The organism is Chromobacterium sp. LK11 (assembly GCF_001043705.1).
Lineage (GTDB): Bacteria > Pseudomonadota > Gammaproteobacteria > Burkholderiales > Chromobacteriaceae > Chromobacterium > Chromobacterium alkanivorans.
Genome location: NZ_LDUR01000012.1, coordinates 172,748 through 194,092, shown reverse-complemented (window position 1 = coordinate 194,092; position 21,345 = coordinate 172,748). Strand labels below are relative to the sequence as shown.

The 21,345-nt window shown below is 65.1% G+C and carries 24 protein-coding genes; 6 read left to right on the top strand and 18 right to left on the bottom strand.

What is annotated here, in order from left to right; all coding sequences use genetic code 11:
* Window positions 1-47: 47 nt before the first annotated feature.
* From VK98_RS08535 to VK98_RS08480, 12 genes are all read right to left on the bottom strand, one after another.
* Complete coding sequence (locus tag VK98_RS08535; RefSeq protein WP_048413624.1) at window positions 48-515, bottom strand: DUF2269 domain-containing protein; 468 nt, start codon at window positions 513-515, stop codon at window positions 48-50.
* Window positions 512-880, bottom strand: coding sequence for a DoxX-like family protein (locus tag VK98_RS08530; RefSeq protein WP_048413623.1), 369 nt, complete (start codon window positions 878-880; stop codon window positions 512-514). Before VK98_RS08530 ends, VK98_RS08535 begins: the two co-directional genes overlap by 4 nt.
* The gene (locus tag VK98_RS08525) at window positions 877-1,716 is read right to left on the bottom strand and encodes an NAD-dependent epimerase/dehydratase family protein (protein WP_048413622.1); all 840 of its coding nucleotides are present in this window, start codon (window positions 1,714-1,716) and stop codon (window positions 877-879) included. Before VK98_RS08525 ends, VK98_RS08530 begins: the two co-directional genes overlap by 4 nt.
* Window positions 1,713-2,075, bottom strand: coding sequence for a hypothetical protein (locus VK98_RS08520; RefSeq protein ID WP_048413621.1), 363 nt, complete (start codon window positions 2,073-2,075; stop codon window positions 1,713-1,715). Before VK98_RS08520 ends, VK98_RS08525 begins: the two co-directional genes overlap by 4 nt.
* Before the next feature lie 113 nt (window positions 2,076-2,188).
* A complete protein-coding gene (locus VK98_RS08515; protein ID WP_048413620.1) occupies window positions 2,189-2,716 on the bottom strand; it encodes a GbsR/MarR family transcriptional regulator in 528 nt (175 codons plus the stop codon).
* Window positions 2,717-2,832: 116 nt separating this feature from the next.
* Window positions 2,833-3,063 (bottom strand): DUF2061 domain-containing protein, encoded by a 231-nt coding sequence (locus tag VK98_RS08510; protein ID WP_048413619.1) that lies wholly within the window; start codon window positions 3,061-3,063, stop codon window positions 2,833-2,835.
* Window positions 3,064-3,223: 160 nt separating this feature from the next.
* Window positions 3,224-4,066, bottom strand: a complete 843-nt coding sequence (locus tag VK98_RS08505; protein ID WP_048413618.1) for an isopenicillin N synthase family oxygenase — start codon at window positions 4,064-4,066, stop codon at window positions 3,224-3,226.
* Window positions 4,067-4,500: 434 nt separating this feature from the next.
* On the bottom strand, window positions 4,501-5,304 hold the full coding sequence (locus tag VK98_RS08500; RefSeq protein ID WP_048413617.1) for a DUF3658 domain-containing protein: 804 nt from the start codon (window positions 5,302-5,304) through the stop codon (window positions 4,501-4,503).
* Window positions 5,301-6,080, bottom strand: coding sequence for a serine O-acetyltransferase (cysE, locus tag VK98_RS08495; RefSeq protein WP_048413616.1), 780 nt, complete (start codon window positions 6,078-6,080; stop codon window positions 5,301-5,303). Before cysE ends, VK98_RS08500 begins: the two co-directional genes overlap by 4 nt.
* A 35-nt stretch (window positions 6,081-6,115) precedes the next feature.
* Window positions 6,116-6,826, bottom strand: coding sequence for a TIGR02117 family protein (locus tag VK98_RS08490; RefSeq protein WP_053077289.1), 711 nt, complete (start codon window positions 6,824-6,826; stop codon window positions 6,116-6,118).
* Window positions 6,827-6,831: 5 nt separating this feature from the next.
* Entirely contained in the window at window positions 6,832-8,328 is a 1,497-nt protein-coding gene (rng, locus tag VK98_RS08485; protein WP_048413615.1) for a ribonuclease G, read from the bottom strand.
* Between the two features lie 17 nt (window positions 8,329-8,345).
* Window positions 8,346-8,942, bottom strand: a complete 597-nt coding sequence (locus tag VK98_RS08480; protein WP_048413614.1) for a nucleoside triphosphate pyrophosphatase — start codon at window positions 8,940-8,942, stop codon at window positions 8,346-8,348.
* Window positions 8,943-9,190: 248 nt separating this feature from the next.
* Between VK98_RS08480 and VK98_RS08475 the strand changes: the two genes are divergently transcribed.
* The 6 genes from VK98_RS08475 to VK98_RS08450 all read left to right on the top strand — a co-directional run bounded on the left by VK98_RS08475 (window position 9,191) and on the right by VK98_RS08450 (window position 14,690).
* The gene (locus tag VK98_RS08475) at window positions 9,191-10,372 is read left to right on the top strand and encodes a multidrug effflux MFS transporter (protein ID WP_053077288.1); all 1,182 of its coding nucleotides are present in this window, start codon (window positions 9,191-9,193) and stop codon (window positions 10,370-10,372) included.
* Window positions 10,373-10,549: 177 nt separating this feature from the next.
* On the top strand, window positions 10,550-11,347 hold the full coding sequence (gene rsmA / locus VK98_RS08470; RefSeq protein ID WP_048413613.1) for a 16S rRNA (adenine(1518)-N(6)/adenine(1519)-N(6))-dimethyltransferase RsmA: 798 nt from the start codon (window positions 10,550-10,552) through the stop codon (window positions 11,345-11,347).
* A gap of 123 nt (window positions 11,348-11,470) precedes the next feature.
* Window positions 11,471-12,376: a glutamate/aspartate ABC transporter substrate-binding protein gene (locus VK98_RS08465; protein WP_019102383.1), complete on the top strand. Its 906-nt coding sequence runs from the start codon at window positions 11,471-11,473 to the stop codon at window positions 12,374-12,376.
* Between the two features lie 162 nt (window positions 12,377-12,538).
* Window positions 12,539-13,279, top strand: coding sequence for an amino acid ABC transporter permease (locus VK98_RS08460; protein ID WP_048413612.1), 741 nt, complete (start codon window positions 12,539-12,541; stop codon window positions 13,277-13,279).
* Window positions 13,279-13,950: an amino acid ABC transporter permease gene (locus VK98_RS08455; protein WP_048413611.1), complete on the top strand. Its 672-nt coding sequence runs from the start codon at window positions 13,279-13,281 to the stop codon at window positions 13,948-13,950. The genes VK98_RS08460 and VK98_RS08455 overlap by 1 nt, the downstream gene beginning before the upstream one ends.
* Before the next feature lie 5 nt (window positions 13,951-13,955).
* Window positions 13,956-14,690: an amino acid ABC transporter ATP-binding protein gene (locus VK98_RS08450; protein ID WP_048413610.1), complete on the top strand. Its 735-nt coding sequence runs from the start codon at window positions 13,956-13,958 to the stop codon at window positions 14,688-14,690.
* Between the two features lie 204 nt (window positions 14,691-14,894).
* Here VK98_RS08450 and VK98_RS08445 read toward each other — a convergent pair whose 3' ends face one another.
* The 6 genes from VK98_RS08445 to VK98_RS08420 all read right to left on the bottom strand — a co-directional run bounded on the left by VK98_RS08445 (window position 14,895) and on the right by VK98_RS08420 (window position 21,327).
* Window positions 14,895-15,236, bottom strand: a complete 342-nt coding sequence (locus tag VK98_RS08445; RefSeq protein ID WP_048413609.1) for a hypothetical protein — start codon at window positions 15,234-15,236, stop codon at window positions 14,895-14,897.
* Window positions 15,237-15,311: 75 nt separating this feature from the next.
* On the bottom strand, window positions 15,312-15,671 hold the full coding sequence (locus VK98_RS08440; RefSeq protein ID WP_048413608.1) for a GIY-YIG nuclease family protein: 360 nt from the start codon (window positions 15,669-15,671) through the stop codon (window positions 15,312-15,314).
* Window positions 15,658-17,238, bottom strand: a complete 1,581-nt coding sequence (locus tag VK98_RS08435; protein WP_048413607.1) for a TerC family protein — start codon at window positions 17,236-17,238, stop codon at window positions 15,658-15,660. The genes VK98_RS08440 and VK98_RS08435 overlap by 14 nt, the downstream gene beginning before the upstream one ends.
* Before the next feature lie 139 nt (window positions 17,239-17,377).
* Complete coding sequence (ccsB, locus tag VK98_RS08430) at window positions 17,378-18,523, bottom strand: c-type cytochrome biogenesis protein CcsB (RefSeq protein WP_048413687.1); 1,146 nt, start codon at window positions 18,521-18,523, stop codon at window positions 17,378-17,380.
* Window positions 18,523-20,541: a cytochrome c biogenesis protein ResB gene (locus VK98_RS08425; protein ID WP_048413606.1), complete on the bottom strand. Its 2,019-nt coding sequence runs from the start codon at window positions 20,539-20,541 to the stop codon at window positions 18,523-18,525. The genes ccsB and VK98_RS08425 overlap by 1 nt, the downstream gene beginning before the upstream one ends.
* Before the next feature lie 168 nt (window positions 20,542-20,709).
* The gene (locus VK98_RS08420) at window positions 20,710-21,327 is read right to left on the bottom strand and encodes a cytochrome c (RefSeq protein ID WP_048413605.1); all 618 of its coding nucleotides are present in this window, start codon (window positions 21,325-21,327) and stop codon (window positions 20,710-20,712) included.
* Window positions 21,328-21,345 lie beyond the last annotated feature (18 nt).

The following is a 21,345-nucleotide window of genomic DNA, read 5'->3' as shown; positions in this document are numbered from 1 at the left end:
TGGCTTGAATAATGAAAAACTAAACATTTTATCGGTATTTCGGCTTGCTATCCTGGTTTTATCACCATAAGAAAGTATGTTGTTAGCATTGAAAGGAAGGCCGGATAGCCTAGGAACTCCCAATAGCGGGCGTAGCGCCAGTAGCGCGCCGGCAGCGGCTGGCCGGCGGCCACGGCCGTGCGCGCCATCTCCGCCATCCGGGTTTGCAGCCGCAGCACCGGCAGCCAGCACAGGCCGGCGAACAGGAACAAGCCGATGGAGGCGAGCAGCCAGCCGCTGGCGAGCGGCCAGCCGGCCTGCCGCGCCAGCCACAGGCCGGACAGCGGCTGAAAGATCACCGCCGGCGTGGTGAACCACCAGTCGGCGCGCACCACCAGCCGCGCCACCTCGGCCTGGGCCGCGCTCTGGCGGCCGCGGTTGGCGAAGAACAGGTAGAAGGCGGAGCCGAAGCCGGTGCCCACCATCAGGGTGGCGGACAGGATGTGCAGGGTTTTGACCACGAGATAGGCGTTCATGCGGCAGTCTCCCGGCGGGCGCCCAGCCACAGCAGCATGGCCAGGATGGGCAGGTTTTTCACAAGGGGCGCGAACGGGTGCAGCCAGTTTTCCGGCAGCCAGAACGCCAGCGTCAGGCTGTAGCCGGCGACGGCGGCGGCTTGAGCCCACCACAAGGCGCGGCAAGGGCGCCACAGGGTCAACAGGCCGAAGGCGAGGTCCAGGCCGCAGGCGGCGAGAAACAGCGGGGCGGCCCAGTCGGCGGGCAGCGGCAAGCGCTGCAGCAAGGAGACGGACGCGTCCCAGGCGCTGAGCGGCGGTTGCAGGCCGCTCCACAGCCACAGCGCCGCCAGCGCGTATTCGATGCCGCGGGTGGACGGATTCATGGCGCGTCCCGGAATTGGCTGCTGGCCAGCGGCGCGCGCTGCAGCAGCGCGCCGAGCGCGGCCGGGTCGCCGCAGCTGCCGCGGTTCAGCATGGCCAGGGCGTCGCGGCTGATCAGGCTGGACGGCCAGCGTTCGGTCAAGGCCGCCAGCGCTCGGCTGGCTTGCGGTGGCAGGTTGAGGATGCAGGCCGGAGACGAGAGGCCTTGCAGTTGGCGCAATTGGCGCAGGTAGTCGGCCAGGGTCAGCGCCTCGGCGCCGACGAAATCGACGACGCCTTCCGGCGCGTCGTCGGCCAGAGCCAGCCGCGCCAGCCCCTCCACCGCGTCGCCGAGCGCCACCGGCTGGATGCGTTGATCGCCGCCGTCCGGCAGCAGCCACAAGGGCAGCCGCGCCAGCTGCAGCAGCAGGCGGCTGCTGGCGCCTTGCGGGCCGTAGATCAGCGAGGGGCGGGCGATGCGCGCTTCCAGTCCGCTGGCGAGCAGGGCGGCGTCGCCGCGGCCCTTGCCGGCCAGGAACAGGGTGTCCGCTTGCGGGTCCGCGCCGAGGGCGGACAGCTGCACCCAGCGCCGCACGTCGGCCTGATAGGCCATGCTGGCCAGTTGCAGCGGTCCCAGGTGGTGAATGGCTTCCAGCGCGCCGGCCGGCCGGTCCAGCAACTGGCCGGCGGCGTTGACCACCACGTCGACGTCTTCCTGCCAGTGGCGCCAATCGGCGCGGGGGCGGCACAAGTCCAGCTGGCGGCGGCTGGGCGCGCTGACGCGGTGGCCGTCTTGTTCCAGCCGCTGGCGCAGCGGCCGGCCGACGAAGCCGCCGCCGCCCAAGAGCAGTATTTTCATTGCGCGGCCTCCTGAGGCGCGGCCTGAGTCTGTCGCGCGATGGGGCGCGGCGCGACTTGCCGCCAGACCAGGCGCAGCAGCACCAGCAACTGCGCGACCACGCCCAGCAAGGCCCACATCAGGATGCCGCGGATGTCCAGCCACAGGGAGGCGGAGGGGGCGTCCGGCGCGAACAGCAGCACGGCCAGCAAGGGGCCGGCCAGAATCAGGATCAGGAAGGCGCGCTGCCAGAACGGGCCGCCGGCGCCGTGCTCGCACAGCGCCTGGGTCACTTGTTGCAGCGGGCCGGCCAACAGCCACCAGCACAACAGGCTGCACAGCAGGGGCACGACGATCATGCTGGTAATGAATCCGCTCATGGTGGTTCTCCTTTGTTTCTGAAATTTCTGTCAAAACAGAAATGTGGTGGCGAAAAAATTCGCGGGAATTCCGGCGGCTCCAAGCCGCCCGACGCCGCCCGCGCGCGGCGAGTTTATTTATCCCGTCCCAGCAGCTTCTGAATGCTGGCGCCCATTTTCAATACCCGGCTCAGGGTGGCGGTGGACAGGCGCAGCATTTCCCGGGTCCAGGAGGTCAGCGTCTCCATGAACTGCCAGGTGTTGCGGATGCGTTCCTGCGCCAGCGGGCTTTCCTGTTGAAAGTCCGGGCTCTCCATGCATTCCTTCAGCACCAGCAGCGTGGGTTCGATTTCGCGGCGCTGCCGCTCGGCCACGATGATGCGGAACAGTTCCCAGACGTCGCCGGAGGTTTCGAAGTGGTCGCGACGGTCGCCCAGCACGTGCACGGTGCGGATCAGCTGCCAGTTCTGCAGCTCTTTCAGGCTGTTGCTGACGTTGGAGCGGGCCACGGTGAGGGTGTCGGCCAGTTCTTCGGCGTTCAGCGGGCGGCCGGTGATGAACAGCAGCGCGTGTATTTGAGCGACGGTGCGGTTCACGCCCCAGCGGGTGCCCATTTCGCCCCAGTGCAGCACGAAGCGTTGGGATACGGGTGTCAGTTCCATGGCGTTAACAATATTTGTTTCCGAAATTTCTGTCAATACAGAAATTCATTGGCATGAAGATAAGCCTGCCGGCGGAGCAAAGGCCGAGCCCGGCTGCGGGCGCGGCGTCGACGGCGTCAGTGTTGGTGGAACAGGGCGTTGTGTCCGGCGGCGCCGGTTTCGGCGGTCTGGGCCTTGCGGCCGCGGATGCGGTCCCACACTTTTTCGTGGAAGTAATAGGCCACGGTGTTGACCAGCGGCTCAACCAGGGCCAGCAGGCTGGAGACGCCGATGTTGCCGGTCAGCAGATAAGCCACGCTGAAGGCGACGGTGAAATGGCAGATGGCGAAGGTGATGGTCTTGAGCATGGTTGGGCTCCACGGTGAGAATTTATTGAATGATAGTCATTCTCATTTGTGTGCGCCAGTTGATTCTTGCGTTCAGGTCGATAGCGTGAAGCTAATGGGGGATTGGTGTTGATTAAGGGCTGGCCGGCGGCGGCGCGTAGGCCGCCGCCGGCGGGGAGGCTTACTGTTTGACGCCCAATTCGCGCAGGCGCTCGTTCAAATAGCCGTCCGCGGTGTAGCGCTCGGACAGCACCACCTCCGGGCGCGGATGCAGGAACAGCGGCAGCGAGATGCGGCTCTTGGTCGCGCCTTCGCCGCTGGGGTTGACCACGCGGTGCTGGGTGGACGGGTAGTAACCGCCGGAGGCCTCTTGCAGCATGTCGCCGATATTGACCACTAGGGTGCCGAAATCACAGGGCACGTCCAGCCACTCGCCCTGCTTGTCCTGCACTTGCAGGCCGGGTTCGTTGGCGGCGGGCAGGATGGTTAGCAGATTGATGTCGCCGTGGGCGGCTGCGCGCAGCGAGCCGGCCGGTTCCCGGCCGGTCAGCGGCGGGTAGCGCAGCACGCGCAGCAGGGTTTTCTGGCTGTCGGCGATCATGTGGGACAGCGGTTCGGTATAGCTGGCGGCGATGTGAGCCGGGGTGTATTGCTGCACCCAGGACAGCAGTTCCTGCGCCAGCTGGTTGGCGACGGCGTAGTAGCGGTCGGCGTCGGCCTTGAGTTCCGGCGGCACGCGGCCCCACGGGTAGATGTGGAAGTATTCCTTGATGTCTTTCAGGCTTGCGCCCTTGGCGGTTTCCGATACCTCCGGGGAGAACCAGCCGTCCTGGCGTTCCATCGAGAAAGCGTAGTCGTATTTGGCCTGGCTGTTGAAGAAGGCCAGCCAGTCGGCGTAGATCTTTTCCACCAGGCTTTGCGGGATCGGATGGTTGACCAGCACGCCGAAGCCGGTTTCGTGCAGCGAGCGGGTGAATTGTTCCGCCGCGTCCGGCGCGTGGTAGTCGACAACTCTGACATTCATGGGGTGGGGTTCCTGAGGATTGCAGGACGCTGCCATTCAATGGCGGGGCAGGCGCCGAGGGCTGGGATTCTACCCGCGCCTCCCTGCATCACCAAGCATGGGTCGCCGTCTCGAGGGATGGGTGTAGCGTCGCGGCAACGCCGCCTTGGAAGCTGTTTACGAGCCGCTGCGCGTCGTGAGACGCGGCACGGTGGGGGCCGCGTCGAAATGCTCATGCTCCACTTGCACTTTCCGCTTTCTCAGAACGTGTTTACGATCTCGCGAGCTAAGGCGAGACAAGGCGAAAACGGGCGAAAAAGCGGAATGTACTCGTGGTACATGAGCATCTTGAGCTCGGTTTCAACGCCGTATCGCCGACGCGCAGCAGATCGTAAACAGGTTCTCAGCGGTTTCCGCCTGGTCTCGCCCAAGCGCGCGAGGCTTTGCCCAGGCGTTTAGCCGACGGCGCGGACGAGCGGGGGCGCGCCGCCGCCTGCCGGGGCCTCGGCGCGGAGCCGGCCCGCGCGCAGCAGTTGCTGCACGCGCCAGAACAGCAGTTCGGAGGACAGCAGCGCTTCCCGGGTGCCGGCGAGGGCGTCGCCGACCAGGCGCTGGATAGACAGCGCCCGGTCTTGAGCCCGCTGCAGCAGCAGCGCGTCGTAGCGGTCCAGCGGCGCTTCGACGATGTCTTGGTCTTGCAGGCGGCGCAGGCCCTGGCCGTGCTCGCGCCAATGGCGCCATTGCGAGGCCAGCGCTTCGCGTTCGCCGGCCGCCAGCGGGCGCTCCCGCCGCCGGCAATCCGCCAGCCGTTCCAGCGGCAGCATGGCCATGCTCCATTCCGCCATCTCGTCGCCGGCCTGCCAGACGGGCTCCGGCGCGGCGCAGACGGTCAACGGGCAGTCCGCCGGCAGTTGCTCGGCCAGCAGCGCCAGCGCCAGGCGGTCGCCGGCGTTGCGGCCTTGCCAGACGGTGAGCGGCAGCGGCCGCTCCAGCAGCCGCAGCAGCGCTTTGCGGCTGGCCTGGTGTCGGCGCAGCCAGTCGTCCTCGTATTCCGGCAGCCAGGGCTGGGCCTGCAGCAGTTGCTGGTGCCAGGCCAGGCGCAGGCCTTGATCGATGGCGTCGGCGTCCAGCAGAGGCCCGGCGCTCAGGTCCTCGATGAAGGGCAGCACCTCGCCGTCGAGCAGGCCGTCGCGCCGCAGCGCGTTCAGTATGCCGGCGGCGGAGTCGCCGACGGCGAGGTGAACCCGCTCAGCGCTCATACGCGCTGGTCCATATCCAGCGCCGGGGTGCCTTCGGCGCGGGCCACCACGCGGGCGGGCACGCCGACCACGGTGGTGTGGGCCGGAACGTCCTCCAGCACCACGCTGCCGGCGCCTATCTTGGCGCAGGCGCCCACCTGGATATTGCCGAGAATGGAGGTGTTGGCGCCGATCAGCACACCGTCGGCGATCTTGGGGTGGCGGTCGCCGTGTTCCTTGCCGGTGCCGCCCAGGGTGACGCCCTGCAGCATCGAGACGTTGTCACCGATGACGGCGGTTTCGCCCACCACCACGCCGGTGCCGTGGTCCAGCATCACGCCCTGGCCGATGCGCGCGGCCGGGTGGATGTCGGCGCCGGTGACTTCCGAGATGCGGTTCTGCAGGAACAGCGCCAGGGTTTTGCGCTCTTCCCGCCACAGCCAGTGGGTGATGCGCTGGCACTGGATGGCGTGGAAGCCCTTGAAGTAGAGCAGCGGGGTGGAGTAGTTGTCGCAGGCCGGGTCGCGGTCGAAGCAGGCGCTGATGTCGGCGCGCGCGGCGGCGCTGATGGCCGGGTCCGCGTCCAGCGCCTCGCGGAACAATTCCATCAGCGCGCGGGCGTCCATCACCGGGCTGGCGAGCTTGCTGGACAGGTGGAAGGCCAGCACGTCTTCCAGGGTGTTGTGGCGCAGTACGGTCATGTGCAGGAAACTGGCCAGCATCGGCTCGTCTTGCGCGGCGTGTTCGGCTTCCTGCCGGATGGCGAACCAGAGCGGATCGCCGTTTGCTTCGTTCATTGTGCGAAACTCCCATCCGCTGGGGCGGCGCGGCCTCAGCGGTCTTTCAATTGCCAGAATAGTGCGCGGTCGAACGGGGACCACCAGGCGGTGCGCACGCCGCTGGCGGCCAGCGCGTCGCGCACCCACTGGTTGCAGGTGGTCAACGGGCTGTAGCGGCCTTGGGCCAGGTAAAACGCGTCCTGATCATGATAATGATAGCCCCGCATCCACAGGGCCTGTCCGGCCGCGTCGCGGGCGACGGCGGCCTGGATGAAGCCGGTCAGCCGCCGGTATTGTTCCGGCGCGAGCAGCAGGCGCCGGGTGGCGGCGCCTTCGCGCGGCGTCGGCAGGTATTCCACGTGCAACACGGCGCCGTCCAGTCCGGACAAGGCGTAAAGCGCTTTGCCGGGGGTGAGGTCGGACCAGTCCCGCGTTTCCAGGAAAAAGCTGCGGCTGCCCCAGCCTATGCCCACATAGGGCAGTTTGTCCAGATTGGACCCGGCCCGCGGATGCCGCGGGGAGAAGGTCCCGTCCCAGTCCATGCCCGGGGCGCGGCGGGGCAGCAGCAGGCCGGCGTGCACGCCGTTGCTGTCCAGATAGACCGGAACGCCGGCGTCGTCCTGCCGCCAGTCCAGGTTGACCGGCAACAGCCCAAACGCCAGCGCGGCGAGCAGGTAGAGCGGAATCGGCGCCAGCAAGCCCAGCGCCGCGCGCGCCAACAGGCGCGGCAGCCGGGCCGCCGGACGCGGCGGGCGGGATGGCATCGCGGCTACAACAGGACGACGTCGAATTGCTCCTGGGTGTAGGTGGCCTCCACCGACAGCGAGATCGGCTTGCCGATGAAGTCGATCAGCATCGCCAGGCTTTGCGATTCCTCGTCTATGAACATGTCGATCACCGATTGCGCGGCCAGGATGCGGTAGCCCTTGGCGTCGAACTGGCGCGCCTCGCGCACGATTTCGCGCTGGATCTCGTAGCACACGGTCTGCGCGGTTTTGATCTCGCCGCGGCCCTGGCAGGTGGGGCAGGGCTCGCACAGCACGTGGGCCAGGCTTTCGCGGGTGCGCTTGCGGGTGATTTCCACCAGGCCCAGGCTGGTGAAGCCGTTGAGGGTGACGCGGGTGCGGTCGCGCGCCATCGCCTTGGCCAGCTCCGCCAGCACCGCGGACTGGTGCTCGTCGTTGTCCATGTCGATGAAGTCGACGATGATGATGCCGCCCAGATTGCGCAGCCGCAGTTGCCGGGCGATGGTCTGGGTGGCTTCCAGATTGGTCTTGAAGATGGTTTCGTCGAAGTTGCGGTTGCCGACGAAGCCGCCGGTGTTGACGTCTATGGTGGTCATCGCCTCGGTCTGGTCGATGATCAGGTAGCCGCCGAACTTGAGGTTGACGCGGCGCGCCAGCGCCTTGTCGATCTCGGCCTCGATGCCGTGCAGCTCGAACAGCGGCCGTTCGCCGCTGTAGCGTTCGATCTTGTCGACGGCGATCTGCACGTATTGCTCGGCGAACTCCACCATGCGGCTGTAGTTCTCGGTGGAGTCCACCACCACCTTGTCGGTGAAGTCGCTGACCATGTCGCGCAGCACGCGCACCGCCAGCGGCAGGTCTTCGTAAAGCAGGCTTTGCGCCGGCAGGTGCTGGGACTTGTGGCGGATGTCGGACCACAGCTTGGACAGGTAGTCGATGTCGGCGGCCAGTTCGTCGTCGCGCGCGGTTTCGGCGCTGGTGCGGATGATGTAGCCGCGCGGGCTGTTGGCCGGCAACAGCTTTTCCAGCCTGGACTTCAGATTGTGGCGCTCGCTTTCGCTGTCTATCTTCTGCGATACGCCGATATGCTCTTCCTGAGGCAGGTGCACCAGGAAGCGGCCGGCCAGCGAGATTTGGGTGGACAGCCGCGCGCCCTTGGTGCCTATCGGGTCCTTGATCACCTGAACCAGCACGGTCTGGCCTTCGAACAGCATTTTCTCGATGCGCTGAGGCTCGGTCGGGTGCTGGCGTTGCTCCAGCACGTCGGCGATGTGCAGGAAGGCCGCGCGCTCCAGGCCGATTTCAATGAAGGCGCTCTGCATGCCGGGCAGCACGCGCTTGACCTGGCCCAGGTAGATGTTGCCGACGATGCCGCGGCTGGCGGCGCGCTCCACGTGCAGTTCCTGGACCACGGCGTCTTCCAGCACCGCCACCCGGGTTTCCTGCGGGGTGATGTTGACCAGGATTTGTTCCTTGGGGCGCGGCAGATCGCGCGGCAGGGGTATCGATTGATGCAGCATGGTGGTCCCCCGCGCGCTCATGGAAACTGGAAGCCGAATTCGCTCAGCAGCGCCGCGGTCTCGAAGATAGGCAGGCCCATCACGCCGCTGTGGCTGCCGTGGATGCGTTCGACGAAGACGCCGGCCTTGCCCTGGATGCCGTAGGCGCCGGCCTTGTCGAAAGGCTCGCCGCTGTCCAGGTAGCGTTCGATGTCCTGCTCGCTGAGCGGGCGGAAGAACACCTCGGTCACCGAGGTCTTGAGGCTGACCTGTTCGCCTTCGCGCACCGCCACGCTGGTGATGGCCTGATGGCTGCGGCCGGAGAAGGCGCGCAGCATGCGGCGGGCGTCGTCGGCGTTTTCCGGCTTGCCGAAGATTTCGCCGTCCATCGCCACCGTGGTGTCGGCGGCCAGCAAGGGCCGCGACGGCAGTCCGCAAGACATCACCACCCGCCAGCCGGCCTCGGCCTTGGACAGCGCCAGCCGCTCGGTGTAGGCGACGGCGGATTCGCCGGGCCGCACCGATTCGTCGATGTCGGCGTGGATGCGTTCCAGGTGCATGCCCAACTGTTCCAGAATTTCGCGGCGGCGCGGGCTGCCGGAAGACAGGTAAATCCGGGTGTCATTTGCGGTCATGATAGTCTGCTCATTTGTTCTTTCGGTCGCCGTCTAGGTTACCAGACGCGTGATGCCGCAACCAACGAATCCATCAGGCTCCGGGCGTTTTCTGGCCGGAGCGTTCCGGCTTACATGGCGTCAATTTGCTGTTTTTAAAGGCGCGGAGGCGGTGCGCGGCCGAGTTTTTTTCCGGCGTCCTGCTGCGGCGACGCGCGCTCCCCGGTATCATGGCGGCTTGCTTCTCCATCCCCTGCCGTCATACCCCGATGCCGAATTCCAGCGTTTCCCCGTTTGCCCGCGCCGCCACCATGGCGGCCATCCTGTTGATCCTGTTCAATCCTCTGGGCATCGATCTTTACCTGTCGGCGATGCCGGCGATGCAGCGGCACTTCCAGGCCGATGTCGCGATCAGCCTCAGCGTGTTCATCTTCAGCCTGGGGCTGGGGCAGTTGCTGTTCGGCCCGCTGGCGGACCGGATCGGCCGCAAGCCGGTGGCCTTGGGCGGCCTGCTGCTGTACGCGGCGGCGGCCTTCCTGGCCAGCCGCAGCGACAGCCTGGGCGGATTCCTGGGGCTGCGCGCGCTGCAGGGCCTGGGCGCCAGCGCCAGCTCGGTGTGCGCGTTCACCCTGGTGCGCGATTGCTTTTCCGGCAATGCCGCCGCCCAGCGCTACAGCCTGCTCAACGCCGCCCTGAACGTGGTGCCGGCGATGGCGCCCTTGCTGGGCGGCTGGCTGACCGCGCGCTGGGGCTGGCAGTCCTGCTTCCTGGCGCTGGCGGGCAGCGCGGTGCTGGCGACGGCGTGGCTGGCGTGGAAGATGCCGGAAACCCGCCCCGACATGTCGCATGCCGACGGCGGCCCGGCGATAGGCATGCGCCAGGTGCTGGCGACGCCGGCGCTGCGCCGCTACGGCGCTTGCTGCTGCGCGGCGCTGGCCTTGATCGTCAGCTATGTGACGCTGGCGCCGGCGGTGCTGATCGAGCGCGGCGGAGTGGACGCCACCACCTTCGGCCTGCTGTTCGGCGGCAACGCGCTGCTGGTGATGGCGGGCAGCTTCCTGGGCCTGAAGCTGATCGGCCGCTTCGGCCAGAAGGCGATGTTGCGTTACGGCCTCAACATCATGTTGCTGGCCGGCGTCTTGCTGCTGGCGCTGTCGGGGCAGCCGGGCGCTTGGCACTATATGTTGCCGATAGGCGTGCTGAGCGTGGGTTTCGCCTGGACGCTGGGGCCGGCCAGCGGCATGGCGATGGCGCCGTTTTCCCAGGCGGCCGGCCGCGCCGCCGCCTTGCTGGGCTGCGGCCAGATGCTGTTCGCCGCCGGCGTGTCGGCGGGCCTGGCCGCCTTGCCGCTGCCGGGCGAATGGGCGCTGGGCGCGACGGTGCTGCTGCTGGCTGGCCTGTGCCGCTGGCTGACCCGTCCCTCCGCGGCGATTCGGGAAAATCCTCACTGATTTTCAAGTGTTTGGCATGTATTGTGAGATTTGTGGCGCCGGCCCGGCTTTAGCTCTTGTCGGGCAGCCTACAATCGGCAGACAATTGGCCCAAATTTTGAGAGTTGATTTCGACAATGAGGCGCGACGGCAAGCTGTCCGGCGCTTCTCCGTTCTTTGCACTGATTAGCAGATTTCATGAACAAACATATTCCGCGCAAGCGCTTCGGCCAGAATTTCCTGCAGGACGCCAGCGTCATCGCCAACATCGTGCACGCGGTGAACCCGCAGCCGGACGACGTCGTCATCGAGATCGGCCCCGGTCTGGGCGCGATCACCAAGCCGCTGCTGGCCGCGCTCAAGCATCTGCACGTGGTGGAGATAGACCGCGACATCATCAGCCGCCTGCAGAAGGAGTTTCCGGCCGAGCGTCTGAGCATCCACGCCGGCGACGCGCTGGCTTTCGACTTCGCCTCGGTGGCGGAGGGCAAGCTGAAGATCGTCGGCAATCTGCCGTACAATATTTCCACGCCCTTGCTGTTCCATCTGGCCGTTTACGGCCAGAAAGTCACCGACATGCACTTCATGTTGCAAAAAGAAGTGATCGAACGCATGGTGGCGGAGCCGTCCACCACCGACTACGGCCGGCTGACGGTGATGTTGCAGTACCGTTTTGAAATGGAGAACATCCTGCATGTGCCGCCGGAAGCGTTCTGGCCGCCTCCGAAGGTGGATTCCGCGGTGGTGCGGATGATTCCGGCGCCGGGCCGTTGCGGCGTGGCCGTCGACGAGGCGCTGCTGGAACAGGTGGTGACCACGGCGTTCTCGCAGCGGCGCAAGACGCTGAAGAACAACCTGAAGGGCCTGCTGGACGCGGACGGCTTCGTCGCGCTGGAGCTGGACCCCGGGCTGCGGCCGGAAAACCTGCCGGTGGAGGATTACGTCCGCCTGGCCAATTATCTGAGCGGGAAAGGCCATAAGGCCAAACGCCCGTAACGGGGCGTTGTAAAGCAAAAATACGAGCGGGCGTTCAGCGCCCGCCGCACTACAAAGAGTCGTCCGTCCCCGTCCTTGTCGGCGGGGGCTGTCTATCACAGGAAGTGAAAAAGGAGAAACTTCATGCGTATTCGCTCCACCCTGATCTGTGCCGCCACTCTGGGCGCCTTCTGCGCCGCGCCGGCCATGGCCGCCGAACTGACCGGCACCCTGAAGAAGATCAAGGATTCCGGCGTGATCGTCCTGGGCAACCGCGACGCGTCCATTCCGTTTTCCTACTACGACAACAACCAGAAGCCGGTGGGCTACTCGGTTGACCTGGCCAATAAAGTGGTCGAGCAGGTGAAAAAAGAGCTGAAAATGCCCAACCTGCAGGTCAAGTACAATCTGGTGACCTCGCAGACCCGCATCCCGCTGGTGCAGAACGGCACCGTGGATCTGGAGTGCGGCTCCACCACCAATAACGTGGAACGTCAGAAGCAAGTGGCGTTCTCGGTGGGCATCTTCGAGATCGGCACCCGTCTGCTGACCGCCAAGACCTCGGGCATCAAGGACTTCCCGGACCTGAAGGGCAAGAACGTGGTCACCACCGCCGGCACCACCTCCGAGCGCCTGATCAAGGCGATGAACGCCGACAAGAAGCTGGGCATGAACATCATCTCGGCCAAGGATCACGGCGAATCCTTCCTGATGCTGGAGTCCGGCCGCGCCGCGGCCTTCATGATGGACGACGCGCTGCTGTACGGCGAGATGGCCAAGGCCAAGAGCCCGGCCAACTGGGTGGTGACCGGCAAGGCCCAATCCTACGAGATCTACGGCTGCATGATGCGCAAGGAAGACCCCGCCTTCAAGAAGGTGGTGGACGCCGCGCTGAGCAACACCTTCAAGTCCGGCGAGGTCAACAAGATCTACGCCAAGTGGTTCACCAGCCCGGTGCCGCCCAAGGGGCTGAACCTGAACTTCCCGATGTCCGATGAATTCAAGGAGCTGATCGCCAAGCCGACCGACAAGTCTGCCGAGCAGATGTAAGTCGCGGTTGGCGCGCCGCCGCCCTGTCCTCCTCGCCGTTGCGCGCGGAGCCGGGGCGCACGGCCGTACCCGCTTTCTTTGTGTGTGGCCGGGCGCTTGCGCCGGGCCGCGGCCCGTCGGCGCATGAGCGCGTCCGGCGGGCTGGCGTTGTGGGAGTGAAGCATGAATTACCACTGGGACTGGATGGTGTTTTTCAAGTCCACCGGGGTGGGTAGCGAGATCTATCTGAACTGGTTCGTCTCCGGCCTGGGCTGGACCATCGCCGTGGCGCTGGCCGGCTGGGCGATCGCCCTGGCCTTGGGCTCGGTGCTGGGCGTGATGCGCACGGTGCCGAATCGCTGGCTGGCCGGCATCGCCGCCGCCTATGTCGAGTTGTTCCGCAATGTGCCCTTGCTGGTGCAATTGTTCGTCTGGTATTTCCTGATCCCGGACCTGCTGCCCGAGGGCGCGCAGACCTGGTTCAAGCAAGACCTGACGCCGGCCACTTCCGCCTTTCTGTCGGTGGTGGTGTGCCTGGGCCTGTTCACCGCGGCGCGGGTGTGCGAGCAGGTGCGCACCGGCATCGAGGCCTTGCCGCGCGGTCAGCGCAACGCCTCGCTGGCCATGGGTTTCACCTTGCCGCAAACCTATCGCCACGTGTTGTTGCCGCAGGCCTTCCGCATCATCATTCCGCCGCTGACCAGCGAGTTTCTGAATATTTTCAAGAACTCCTCGGTGGCTTCGCTGATCGGCCTGATGGAGTTGCTGGCGCAGACCAAGCAAACCGCGGAGTTCTCCGCCAACATCTTCGAGGCCTTTACCTTGGCCACCATCATCTATTTCGTGCTCAATATGAGCTTGATGACGCTGATGGCCTGGATTGAACAGCGGGTGCGCATTCCCGGCATGATGGGGGGCAAGTGATGGATTTCGATTTCAGCCAGATCGGCCCGGCCTTGCCGGGACTGTGGCAGGGCATGCAGCTGACCCTGAAGCTGCTGGTGATGGCGGTGGTGGGCGGCGTGGTGCTGGGCACCTTGCTGGCGCTGGCCCGGCTCTCCGAGCACCGGGTGTTGTCGCCCCTGGCCAAGTTCTACGTCAATTATTTCCGCTCCATTCCGCTGCTGCTGGTGATCTCCTGGTTCTACCTGGTGGTGCCGCTGCTGCTGAACTGGATCACCGGCAATTTCGAGCCGGTGGGCGCGTTCACCTCCTGCCTGGTGGCCTTCGTGATGTTCGAGGCGGCGTATTTCTCCGAGATCGTCCGCGCCGGCATCCAGGCGATTCCCAAGGGGCAGGCCGGCGCGGCCTACGCGCTGGGCATGAGCTACGGCCAGGTGATGCGGCTGGTGATCCTGCCGCAGGCTTTCCGCAAGATGACGCCGCTGTTGCTGCAACAGTCCATCATCCTGTTCCAGGACACTTCGCTGGTGTACGCTGTCGGCTTGATGGATTTCCTCAACACCGCCCGCTCCAAGGGCGATGTCGTCGGCCTGCCGCATGAGTTCCTGCTGTTTGCCGGCGCAGTCTATTTCGTGATCAGTTTCGGCGCTTCGCGGCTGGTGAAGCGCATGCAAAAAAGGTTGGCTGTATGAGCGCAATGATTTCCCTGAAGCAAGTCAGCAAGTGGTACGGACAGTTCCAGGTTCTGACCGATTGCACCACCCAGGTCGCCAAGGGCGAGGTGGTGGTGGTGTGCGGGCCGTCCGGTTCCGGCAAATCCACCTTGATCAAGTGCGTGAACGCGCTGGAGCCGTTCCAGAAGGGCGAGATCATCGTCGACGGCATCTCGGTGGGCGATCCCAAGACTGATCTGCCCAAGCTGCGCAGCCGCGTGGGCATGGTGTTCCAGCACTTCGAGCTGTTCCCGCACCTGTCCATCACCGAGAACCTGGCCATCGCCCAGGTCAAGGTGCTGGGCCGCGGCCAGGACGAGGCGCGCGACAAGGGCCTGAAGCTGCTGGACCGCGTCGGCCTGAAAGCGCACGCCGACAAGTTTCCCAGCCAGCTGTCCGGCGGCCAGCAGCAGCGGGTGGCGATTGCGCGCGCGCTGGCGATGGACCCGATCGCGATGCTGTTCGACGAGCCGACCAGCGCGCTGGACCCGGAGATGATCAACGAGGTGCTGGACGTGATGACCGAGCTGGCGCACGAGGGCATGACCATGATGTGCGTGACTCACGAGATGGGCTTCGCCCGCCGCGTGGCCAATCGCGTGATCTTCATGGACCAGGGGCATATCGTCGAGGATTGCGCCAAGGACGAGTTCTTCGGCAACCTGGACGGCCGCTCCGAGCGCGCCCGTCACTTCCTGTCCAAGATCCTGCAGCACTAAGCAGCTATTTACGATCCCGCGAGCTAAGGCGAAACCAGGCGAAAACGAGAGAAAAGGCGGAATGTACACGTAGTGCATGAGCATTTTGAGCTCGGTTTCAACGCCGTATCGCCGACGCGCAGCAGATGGTAAACAGGTTCTAAGCCAGGCTCTGGTCAAAGACAAAGCCCGCCGTTTGGCGGGCTTTTTGTTTGGGCAGCACGCTCAGTTGCCGTTCTTGATCTGCTGGCTGACCTGGTTTTCCTCCTGGTTCAGCGTCTTTTGTTCCTGCCGGGTGATGTGGCCGTGGTCCAGCTTGGCCATGCCCTGTTCCTGCTGGCGGATGTCGCGGTCTTCGCCGCGCAGCTTGCGCGCTTCGTCACGGTTGATCTTGCCTTCCTTCAGTTCGCGGTGGATGCGGCGGTCCTGGTGGTGCAGCCGCTGATTGACTTCCTCGCGGCGCGGGTGTTCTTTCTGCCATTCGGATTCGGCCCGGGCTTGAGCGGCGAACAATAGGCTGGCGGCGAAGAGGCCGGTCAGCACGAGGGGGCGAGCGTTCGTTTTCATCTTGATCTCCTTGGGTGGCAATGATTGCCAGATGTCAGCCTAGGAGAGCGCGCGGCGAGTGTTTGTTAAGGCTGGTTAATCTGTGTTGCCGGCGGCGGGGGACGACATGAAAACTGAGAAATCCCCGTCCGCGGGCGCGTGGCGGTTCAGAAAGTCCAGCTTGGCGGCGCGGTCCAGCCGCTTGAACGCGTATTCGGCCTTCAGCGCCTCGGAACGGCCGGCGCAGACCAGCACCAGGGCCAGCGCCTGCGGCGGGTTGAGCCTGGTGTAGCGCGCGCCCTTGCCGGCGGCGTGCTGGGCGTAGCGGCGCGCCACGTCGGTGGTGACGCCGGTGTAGAGCGCGCCGTCGCGGCAGCGCAGCACGTACAAAAACCAGGGCCGGGGGGAAGCCCGGCCCTGTGGATCCCGCGCGGCGGCGGATTTAGATGCTGGCATCCAGGTTGGCCAGCGGGCTGATCAGCACCCGCTCGGTGCGGTTGCCCTTTTGCACGGTGACGCGCAGCCTCCATTCGCCGACGGTGATCTCATCGCCTTCGCGCGGGATGCGCTCCAGGCAGTCCATCAGCAGGCCGGCCACGGTGTGGAAGTCTTCATCCTCGAAGTCGCCCAGCGCGATGTGCTGTTCCAGCGTCACCAGCTCCAGGCTGCCTTCCACGTCGAAGCTGCCGTCGGCCTGCTGCACGATGGCCGGCAGCTCATGGCGCTCGTGCTCTTCCGGGAATTCGCCGGCGATCGCTTCCATCAGGTCTTTCTGGGTGACGATGCCTTCCAGGCTACCGAACTCATTGACCACGAAGGCCATGTCCGCCGAGTGCTGGCGGAAGCTCTCCAGCGCCTTGAGCACGGTGACGGTTTCCGGCAGCACCAGCGGCTGGCGCAGCGCGGCGTCGATGTTCATTTCGCCGCCGTCCAGCAACTGGGTCAGCAGGTCCTTGCGCGCGACGATGCCCAGCGGCTCGTCGATGCTGCCGTCCTTGATCACCACCAGCCGCGAGTAGGGGCTGTCGCGCAGCACTTTGCGCTGCGCGTCCTGGCTCTGGCTCAGGTCCAGGCGATGCACGTCGGCGCGCGGCGTGGCGATCACGCGGATCGGCCGCTCGGCCAGGGTCAGCACGCTGTGTATCATCGCGCGCTCGTTCTGGGCGAAAGCTTCTTGCGGCTCGGCGTCCTTGCTGTCCTCCACCTTGCCTTCGTCGGCGCTGGGGCTGGTCAGCTTGCTGCCCATCAGGCTCAGCACCGCGTTGGCGGTGCGTTCGCGCAAGGACTGGTTGCGGTTCAGGTAGCGGATGCGGTTGGCTTGCGATACCTGGTTGAAGGCTTCGATCAATACCGAGAAGCCGATCGCCGCGTACAGATAGCCCTTGGGAATGTGGAAGCCGAAGCCTTCCGCCACCAGACTGAAACCGATCATCAGCAGGAAGCCCAGACACAGCATCACCACGGTGGGGTGGGCGTTGACGAAGGCGGTCAGCGGTTTGCTGGCGGCGATCATCATCAGCATGGCGACGATGACGGCTAGCATCATCACCGGCAGGTGTTCGGCCATGCCGATGGCGGTGACCACCGAGTCGATGGAGAATACCGCGTCCAGCACCAGGATCTGGGCGACGACGGTGCCGAAGGCGGCGTAAGCCTTCTGGCCGTTGCTCTTCACTTCATCCACGCCTTCCAGGCGTTCGTGCAGTTCCGTGGTGGCTTTGAACAACAGGAACACGCCGCCGCCCAGCATGATGAGATCGCGTCCGGAGAACGGTTGGCTGAGCACGTGGAACAGCGGCGAAGTCAGCGTCACCAGCCAGGAGATGCTGGCCAGCAGCAGCAGGCGCATGATCAGGGCGAGGGACAGGCCGGTGATGCGGGCGCGGTCGCGTTGGTGCGGGGGGAGCTTTTCCGCCAGGATGGCGACGAAGATCAGGTTGTCAACGCCCAGCACCACCTCCAGGATGATCAGCGTGAGGAGGCCAAGCCAGGCGGAAGGGTCAGACAGCCACGAAACGTCCATGATGAAAACGAAGATTCCTTATAAATAAAAACGGGGTAAAAATAGCACAGTCGGGGCGCGATTAACAAAAATCCGTCGCGCCCGGCCGCGCCGGCAAGAAAAAACCCCGCCGCGGCGGGGTGGGATCGTCAGCCGCTTGTTACAGGCCGCCGTAGGAGTGCAGGCCGGCCAGGAACATATTGACGCCGAGGAAGGCGAAGCTGGTGACGAACAGGCCCACCACCGCCCACCAGGCCAGCGCCGCGCCGCGCCAGCCCTTGACCAGGCGGATGTGCAGCCAGGCGGCGTAGTTCAGCCACACGATCAGAGCCCAGGTCTCCTTCGGGTCCCAGCTCCAGTAGCCGCCCCAGGCGTCGGCGGCCCACATCGCGCCCAGAATGGTGGCGATGGTGAAGAACAGGAAGCCGACGGCGATGGCCTTGTACATCACCTCGTCCAGCACCTCGGCCGGCGGCAGCTTGTCCTTGAGCCAGCCCTTCAGCGCCAGCAGTTCGGCGATGCCGAGCATGGCGGCGATGGCGAAGGCGCCGTAGCCGACGAAGTTGGCCGGCACGTGTATCTTCATCCACCAGGATTGCAGCGCCGGGATCAGCGGCTGGATCTCGTGGGCCTGGCGGTCGAAGGTGTACCACAGGATGAAGCCGACCGAGGCGCAGATCACCAGCAGCACGAAGGCGCCCATCTGCCGCGCCGCGTACTTGGCTTCGTAGTACAGATACATCAGCGCGGTGATCAGGGTGAACAGCACGAAGACTTCGTAGAGATTGGACACCGGGATGTGGCCGATGTCCGGGCTGATCAGATAGCTTTCGTACCAGCGGGTGAACAGGCCCGCCAGGCCCATCACCGACGCGGCCCAGGTCAGGCCGCTGCCCATGCGGTTCAGAGTGTCGGAGCGGGTCAGCAAGCCGACCCAGTACGAAAAGGCCGCCAGGAAGAACAGCGTGCACATCCACATGATGGAGGACTGGCTGGACAGCATGTATTTGAGCAAGAAGGCGGTCTGGCCGCGCGCCAGCTCATGCTGGTAGACCTGGATCGCCAGCAGCGAGATACAGCCGGCCAGCGGGAAGAACCAGCGCCAGGATTTCCAGAACCAGCCCAGACCGATCAGGCCCAGCGCCGAGCCGGCCAGGATGGCCTGCTCGTAGCCGTCCATGTAATGGTTGTACAGCGCGTAGCTGTAGCCGGCGGCGCCCAGCACCAGCAGCGCGTAGAGCCAGTCGGCCAGGTTCAGCCGTTTCAGTAGCGGCTGCCGCGAGAAAGAAGCGTGGGCCAGTTCCATCATGCACCTCGTACCAGCTGTTTGATAAGTTGAGTATGGCGCGCAAAGTCGCCGTCCAGATCGCGATTATGCCGGTTTGACGTCATCGCGACCCGTACTTTGGAACCGTTGACGCGCACCCACAGGCGCAGCTCGCGCACGTAGAACATCAGGATGATGCCGAAGACCAGCAGCACCGAGCCCAGATAGACCAGGGTCTTGCCGGGCGAGCGGGTCAGTTGCAGGCCGGAAGCCTGCACCTGCTCGAAGCCCTCCAGCTGCAGGAACACCGGCGCGCCGTAGTCGTGCAGCGAGCTGACCGCTACCAGGCTGTCCAGTAGGAAGCGGTAATGCTCGCTGTCCAGCTTCATCGGCGGCAGGCCGGCTTTTTCGTCGGCCACCGACATCACGTCCACCACCGCGCCTTGCAGGATCTTGATATAGGTTTGCGCCACCGCCTGGCGCTTGTCCTGCGGCACGCGGTCGTCCAGGAACTTCTCCAGGCCGACGAAGCCGCTGTCGCCGAAGCGCGCCAGCACCCATTTGACGCTGTCGGTGAACTGCTGCTGCATCGCCGGGCTGATGGCGTCGCCTTTCAGCGCCTTGTGCGCGGCGCGGCGGGCGATCTCGTCGTAGCGGGCCGGGTCCTGCAGCGCGGCGCGCAGGCGCATGAAGCGCTCCACGCTCATCTCCTCGTCCAGCGGGATGCGCACGTACTGGAACGGCTCGGCCACGGTCTTGCGCACGCCGGCCATCAGATAGCTGGCGCCGTCCTGCTGAATCGGCGCCATATAATGCATGAACTCCACCGCCTGGCCCTGGGCGTCGCGCAGCTTGAAGCTGATCGACGGCCCCTGGTTTTTCAGCTGCTTGTCCTGCTTGACCTCGCGTGCGTCGTGCATGCGTTGCGACAGGGTGCGCTGTCCTTCCTGGGGTTTGCCGATGTTCTCGATGTTGAAGACGCGCAGCTCGCCCACTTCCAGCGTGTAATCCTTGCCGTTGGCCTTCAGCGGCTGGCTGGACATCGACACCGCCGGAACCTCGGTCGGGCGCGCCTGCGGCGCGGCCAGGTTCCAGGCCTTGAACTTGAGCGGGGACGCGCCGTCGCCGAAGCTGGACTGGTAGATGGCGATGCCGTCCACGATCAGCGGGTGGTTGACCTTGACCGTGGCTTCGGTGGTCTTGCCGCTGGCCTTGTCGGTGACCACGATGTCGCTGGCGAACAGCTTGGGCATGCCGTTGCTGTAGTAGTCGACGTGGAATTTCTTCAAGGTGATGATGAAGGGCAGTTCCTGCACCAGATAGCCGTTGCCGGCGTTGAGGAAGGTGACGTCGGCGCTTTTGTTCTCCGCGATGGTCACGTTGCCGCGGAAGGACAGATTGTTCGAGCTCAAGCGGCTGGCCGCCGGAATCTGGTTCTGCGGCACATCGCGGGTCTCCGGCACCACCTGGCCGGTCAGCTCGCCGATTTTCAAGGGCAGGTTGCCGTCCAGCAGGCCGCCGATGCAGATCACCACCAGCGCGATGTGGGCGAAGAAATAACCCAGCTTGCCGGCCGCGCCTTTCTTGGCCGCCAGCACCAGGCCGCCGTCCGCGCGCGGCTGCTCCTTGAGGCGGAAGCCCTGGGCCTGCAGATAGGCGCGCGCCGCGTCGGCGTCGAAGCCTTCGGCCTCGAAGCTGGCGCTGTGCTTCATCGCCGCCAGCGAGTTGTCGGAGGCCTTTTCGCGGTAGGCGCGCATTTCCTTGATGAAGCCGGGGCCGTTGCGCAGAATGCACAAGCTGGTGGACAGCACCAGGAAGGCGAGAATGGTCAGGAACCACGCCGAATGGTAGACGTCGTACAAGCCTAGCCATTCAAACGCTTGAAACCAGAATTGCCCGAATTCGAAGGCGTAATTGGGATAGGGTTCGTTCTGTTTCAGAACCGTCCCGATGACCGAGGCGATGGCCAGTATCGTCAACAGACCGATGGCGAAGCGCATCGAGCTTAGCAACTCATACCAGGCGTGAGCCAGGCTGTTGCGGCTAGTTTTTTTCATAGTGGCGTAAAGTGCAAAAAGGAAAGCTCGTTGACGAGTCTTCCCTTTTGAGCCGGCGTGCCGGCCAAAGTTGCCGGCGCGCCCCGGAGCGCGGGCGGCGGAGCCCCCGCAGGGGCGGCCCCTGAGGGGCCGTCAGGCTCGGCCGGTGGCGGCCGGGCTGCTCAACGCTTAGCGCAAGCCGGAAATGTACTCGGCCACCGCCTTCATTTCGGCGTCGCTCATGCGATTGGCGATGTCCTGCATCGGGCCGTTCTTGCGGTTGGCGCCGCCCTTGAATTCGTTCAGCTGCTTGACGATGTAGCCGGCGTGCTGGCTGCCCAGGCGCGGGTACTGGTCGGGCAGGCCCTTGCCGGCGGGGCCGTGGCAGGACATACAGGCGGGCACTTGGGTGCCGGCGTTGCCGACGCGGTAGATCTTGGCGCCCAGCGGCATTTGCGTCTTGTCGGAGGCTTCGCGGTCCTTGGGCTTCTGCTCGCTGTAGTAGGCGGCGACGTTGCGCATATCGTCTTCGGACAGCATGGAGGCCATGCCCAGCATGGTCGGGTCCTTGCGCACGCCGGCCTTGAACGCTTTCAACTGGGTGTACAGATAGTGCGCGTTCTGACCCGCCAGCGTGGGATTGGCCGCGGCTACGCTGTTGCCGTCAGTGCCGTGGCAAGCCGCGCAAACCGTTTCTACGATCTGTTTGGCCTTCACCGGGTCCGCCTTGACGGCTACCGGCGTAGCCGCCAACGCGTTTCCGGCCAGGGTTGCAGCCGCCATCGCCAACAGCATCATACGTTTCATGGTCGCTCCTTTAGGGGC

Coding starts and splice junctions, on each gene's coding strand:
- VK98_RS08535 (WP_048413624.1), bottom strand. CDS start 515: ATGAACGCCTATCTCGTGGTCAAAACCCTGCACATCCTGTCCGCCACC.
- VK98_RS08530 (WP_048413623.1), bottom strand. CDS start 880: ATGAATCCGTCCACCCGCGGCATCGAATACGCGCTGGCGGCGCTGTGG.
- VK98_RS08525 (WP_048413622.1), bottom strand. CDS start 1,716: ATGAAAATACTGCTCTTGGGCGGCGGCGGCTTCGTCGGCCGGCCGCTG.
- VK98_RS08520 (WP_048413621.1), bottom strand. CDS start 2,075: ATGAGCGGATTCATTACCAGCATGATCGTCGTGCCCCTGCTGTGCAGC.
- VK98_RS08515 (WP_048413620.1), bottom strand. CDS start 2,716: ATGGAACTGACACCCGTATCCCAACGCTTCGTGCTGCACTGGGGCGAA.
- VK98_RS08510 (WP_048413619.1), bottom strand. CDS start 3,063: ATGCTCAAGACCATCACCTTCGCCATCTGCCATTTCACCGTCGCCTTC.
- VK98_RS08505 (WP_048413618.1), bottom strand. CDS start 4,066: ATGAATGTCAGAGTTGTCGACTACCACGCGCCGGACGCGGCGGAACAA.
- VK98_RS08500 (WP_048413617.1), bottom strand. CDS start 5,304: ATGAGCGCTGAGCGGGTTCACCTCGCCGTCGGCGACTCCGCCGCCGGC.
- cysE (WP_048413616.1), bottom strand. CDS start 6,080: ATGAACGAAGCAAACGGCGATCCGCTCTGGTTCGCCATCCGGCAGGAA.
- VK98_RS08490 (WP_053077289.1), bottom strand. CDS start 6,826: ATGCCATCCCGCCCGCCGCGTCCGGCGGCCCGGCTGCCGCGCCTGTTG.
- rng (WP_048413615.1), bottom strand. CDS start 8,328: ATGCTGCATCAATCGATACCCCTGCCGCGCGATCTGCCGCGCCCCAAG.
- VK98_RS08480 (WP_048413614.1), bottom strand. CDS start 8,942: ATGACCGCAAATGACACCCGGATTTACCTGTCTTCCGGCAGCCCGCGC.
- VK98_RS08475 (WP_053077288.1), top strand. CDS start 9,191: ATGCCGAATTCCAGCGTTTCCCCGTTTGCCCGCGCCGCCACCATGGCG.
- rsmA (WP_048413613.1), top strand. CDS start 10,550: ATGAACAAACATATTCCGCGCAAGCGCTTCGGCCAGAATTTCCTGCAG.
- VK98_RS08465 (WP_019102383.1), top strand. CDS start 11,471: ATGCGTATTCGCTCCACCCTGATCTGTGCCGCCACTCTGGGCGCCTTC.
- VK98_RS08460 (WP_048413612.1), top strand. CDS start 12,539: ATGAATTACCACTGGGACTGGATGGTGTTTTTCAAGTCCACCGGGGTG.
- VK98_RS08455 (WP_048413611.1), top strand. CDS start 13,279: ATGGATTTCGATTTCAGCCAGATCGGCCCGGCCTTGCCGGGACTGTGG.
- VK98_RS08450 (WP_048413610.1), top strand. CDS start 13,956: ATGATTTCCCTGAAGCAAGTCAGCAAGTGGTACGGACAGTTCCAGGTT.
- VK98_RS08445 (WP_048413609.1), bottom strand. CDS start 15,236: ATGAAAACGAACGCTCGCCCCCTCGTGCTGACCGGCCTCTTCGCCGCC.
- VK98_RS08440 (WP_048413608.1), bottom strand. CDS start 15,671: ATGCCAGCATCTAAATCCGCCGCCGCGCGGGATCCACAGGGCCGGGCT.
- VK98_RS08435 (WP_048413607.1), bottom strand. CDS start 17,238: ATGGACGTTTCGTGGCTGTCTGACCCTTCCGCCTGGCTTGGCCTCCTC.
- ccsB (WP_048413687.1), bottom strand. CDS start 18,523: ATGGAACTGGCCCACGCTTCTTTCTCGCGGCAGCCGCTACTGAAACGG.
- VK98_RS08425 (WP_048413606.1), bottom strand. CDS start 20,541: ATGAAAAAAACTAGCCGCAACAGCCTGGCTCACGCCTGGTATGAGTTG.
- VK98_RS08420 (WP_048413605.1), bottom strand. CDS start 21,327: ATGAAACGTATGATGCTGTTGGCGATGGCGGCTGCAACCCTGGCCGGA.